This is a genomic window from Spirillospora sp. NPDC049652, assembly GCF_040675125.1.
Classification (GTDB): Bacteria; Actinomycetota; Actinomycetes; order Streptosporangiales; family Streptosporangiaceae; genus Spirillospora.
The window spans coordinates 1-3,676 of record NZ_JBFAOF010000749.1 but is presented as its reverse complement, the minus strand read 5'-3'; the positions used below and the strand labels follow the sequence as shown (position 1 = coordinate 3,676).

Below are 3,676 nucleotides of genomic sequence, written 5' to 3'. Positions count from 1 at the left end.
AGTCGGCCCAGGAGCTGCGCGGCAGCGCGAACAGCCGGTGCCGCTCGGCGAACGAGCGGGCGGCGTCCGGGTCCGGGTCGACGAAGATGTGCCGGTGGTCGAACGCGGCGACGAGCCGGGTGTGCTCGCTCAGCAGCATGCCGTTGCCGAACACGTCGCCGGACATGTCGCCGATGCCGACGGCGGTGAAGTCCTCGTTCTGGACGTCCTTGCCCAGCGAGCGGAAGTGGTACTTGACCGACTCCCACGCGCCGCGCGCGGTGATGCCCATCGCCTTGTGGTCGTAGCCGACCGAGCCGCCGGACGCGAACGCGTCGCCGAGCCAGAAGCCGTACTCGGCGGCGACGCCGTTGGCGATGTCGGAGAACGTCGCGGTGCCCTTGTCGGCGGCGACGACCAGGTAGGTGTCGTCGCCGTCGTGCCGGACGACGTCCGGCGGCGGGACGACCTTGCCGTCCACGAGGTTGTCGGTGAGGTCGAGCAGGCCGGAGATGAACTCCTTGTAGCAGGCGATGCCGCCCTTCATGAACGCCTCGCGGTCGAAGGAGTCCGGCAGCTGCTTGCCGACGAAGCCGCCCTTGGCCCCGGCCGGGACGATCACGGTGTTCTTCACCGCCTGCGCCTTGACCAGGCCGAGGACCTCGGTGCGGAAGTCCTCGCGCCGGTCGGACCAGCGCAGCCCGCCGCGCGCGACCGACCCGAACCGCAGGTGGACGCCCTCGACCCGCGGCGAGTACACGAAGATCTCGAACTTGGGCCGCGGCAGCGGCAGGTCCGGGATGCGCTCGGGGTCGAACTTCAGCGCCAGGTAGGGCTTGCGCTGGTAGTGGTTGGTGCGCAGGGTCGCCTGGATCATCGCCAGGTAGGCGCGCAGGATGCGGTCCTCGTCGAGGCTCGCGACGTCCTCCAGGCGGCCGGTGATCTCCTCGGTGATGCCCGCGGAGCGCTCGGTCTCGCCGCCGGCGAGGGCCGGGTCGAGCCGCGACTCCCACAGCCGGACCAGCAGCCGGGTGATGCCGGAGTTCCGCAGCAGCACGCCCTCGATGTAGCGCTTGGAGAAGGACGTCCCGGTCTGCCGCAGGTACATCGCGTAGGCGCGCAGGATCATCGCCTGCCGCCAGTTCAGCCCGGTGTGCAGGACGAGCGCGTTGAACCCGTCGTTCTCGATGTCGCCGCGCCACAGCGCCTCGAAGGCGTCCTGGAACAGGCCCTTGACGTCGTCCTCGGCGACCTCGGCGGCGGGCTCGTACCGCAGCCCGAGGTCGTAGATCCAGTAGCGCCGGCCCTCGCCGGTGTTGATCTCGTACGGGCGCTCGTCCACCACCTCGACGCCCATGTTGGACAGCAGCGGCAGGACGCGGGTCAGCGAGATCGGCTCGCCCAGCCGGTAGATCTTCAGCCGGCGCTCGCCCGGCTCGGCGCTGAACGGCTCGTACAGGTTGATCGAGGTGCCGTCGGCCACGGCCGGGTCGGTGCCGAGCGCGTCCAGGCGGCGCAGGTCGCTCACCGCGGTGCGGGCCGGGAAGTCGGCCTTGTACCCCTCCGGGAACGCGTCGCCGTACCGGCGGGTCAGCTCGCCCGCCTTCTCCTCGCCGCACTGCTCGACGATCGCGTCGGTCAGGTCGTCGGCCCAGGAGCGGGTCGCGGCGGCGAGCCGGGCCTCCAGCTCCTCGACGTCCACGTCCGGCAGCGGACGGCCGCGCTCGCCGCGCACGACCACGTGCAGGCGGGCCAGCAGCGACTCGGTGACGTTGGCGCTGTAGTCGACCGCGACGCCGTCGAACGCGCGGCGCAGGATCTCCTGGACGCGCAGCCGGACCTTGGTGGTGTAGCGGTCCCGCGGCAGGTACACCATGCAGGACATGAACCGGCCGTAGGCGTCCTTGCGCAGGAACAGCTTGAGCTGGCGGCGCTCGCGCAGCCGCAGCACGCCGAGCGCGATGGGCAGCAGCTCCTCGGCGGAGACCTGGAACAGCTCGTCGCGGGGGTAGGTCTCCAGGATCTCCACGAGGTCCTGGCCGTCGTAGCTGCCGGGGGTGAACCCGCCGAGTTCGAGCACCTGGTCGAGCTTGCGCTTCAGCACCGGGATGTGCCCGATGGACTCGCTGTAGGCGACGTGCGTGAACAGGCCGAGGAACCGCCGCTCGCCGACGACGACGCCGTTGTCGTCGAACTTCTTGACGCCGATGTAGTCCAGGTACAGCGGGCGGTGCACGGTCGAGCGGGAGTTGGCCTTGGTGACGATCAGCAGCTTCCGCTCGGTGGCCTTCGCGCGCACCTCGGGCGGCAGCGCGGCGAAACCGCCGGACTCGGGCTTGTCGTTGCGCAGGATGCCGAGCCCGGTGCCGGGGACGGGGCGCAGCGCCGTGCCGTCGTCGGTCAGCGTGTAGTCGCGGTAGCCGAGGAAGGTGAAGTGGCCGTCGGCGAGCCAGTCCAGCAGCTCGACGGTCTCGGCGCGCTCGCTCTCCGGGACGGGCGGCGGCGTCCGCGAGACCAGCTCGGAGATCTCCCCGGCCCGGGCCCGCATCTTCGGCTCGTCCTCGACCGACACGCGCACGTCCTGCAGAACGCGGCGCAGGTCGTCCTCCAGCTGCTCCATCCGGGCGCGGTCGCTGGTCCGGTCGATCTCGATGTGGATCCAGGACTCGTCGACGTCGGTGGGGCTCTGCAGGTTGGAGCGGAAGGCGTGCAGCTGCCCGGCGACGTCCCGGTCCACCCCGAGCTGCGGGTGCACGATCATGTGGGTGGTGTAGTGGTGCCGGTTCAGCTCCATCGCCACCGAGTCCACCAGGAACGGCATGTCGTCGGTGACCACCTGCACGACGGTGTGCCCAGGGTCCCAGCCGCACTCCTCCAGCGTGGGGGTGAACACGCGGACCTTGGCCCGGCCCTGCGGCCGGTCCTCGCCGAGGGCCCGGTGCGCCATCGCCGGCCCGCAGATGTCGGCGGGGTCGCGGTCGAACAGGTCCTCCGAGGCCACGTGCCGGTAGTAGAGGCGGAGGAAGGCGACCGCGTCGTCGAGATCCCCCCGCGAACCGGAGCCTTGGAGACAGGTCTCCGCCGCCCTCCTCAGCAGGTCGTCCTTGGCCTGGTCGAGCTTGCCGCCCATCAAACAACTCCCGAAGAAGAGACCTACGCCACTCCGTTGTGGCGCTGCTCACTGCGTCAGCGTAGCCAGGAATGACCAAAAAGCCGACTTGGGCAGCGCCGCTCGACGCGCCCGTCACGTGGCGGTTCCATGGCGGAGGTCACGGTGGTTTCCGGCCGCTTTCGGCCGGTTGGGAGCCTGTTCACGAGGTCGTCGCGAACCCCGGCTCCAGCGGTCTCCAGCCTACGGCGCGGCGTCCGGACGCGCGGTGGACACGCGCCAACACGCCGATGCCGGGCGGCCCGGCGGACGCCGGACGGAAGGGGATATTCCCAGCACACGGCCGGGACCGGCCGCCCCGGACGTGGCGAAGATCACGTTTCGGGCGCGGCCGGGACGGGGAGCGCCGGTCGGTCAGCCGCCGGGAGGCGGCGACTGCCCCTGGTTGCCGGTGCCGGGCGACGGCGGCTTGGTCGGTTCCGGCGGCGGCGTGGTCTCGGGCGGCGACGGCGTCTCGCTGTGCGTCGGCGTGGTCGTCGGAGTGTCCGAGGGCGTCGGCCGGGTGGGCGTCGTCGGCCCGCCGGTCGG

Annotated in this window: 1 protein-coding gene; it reads right to left on the bottom strand. The window is 71.3% G+C overall.

Going from position 1 to position 3,676, the window contains the following annotated elements:
* The coding region (locus tag AB0J52_RS31880) for an NAD-glutamate dehydrogenase (protein WP_500186495.1) at positions 1-3,109 on the bottom strand (3,109 nt) is incomplete at its 3' end.
* Positions 3,110-3,676 lie beyond the last annotated feature (567 nt).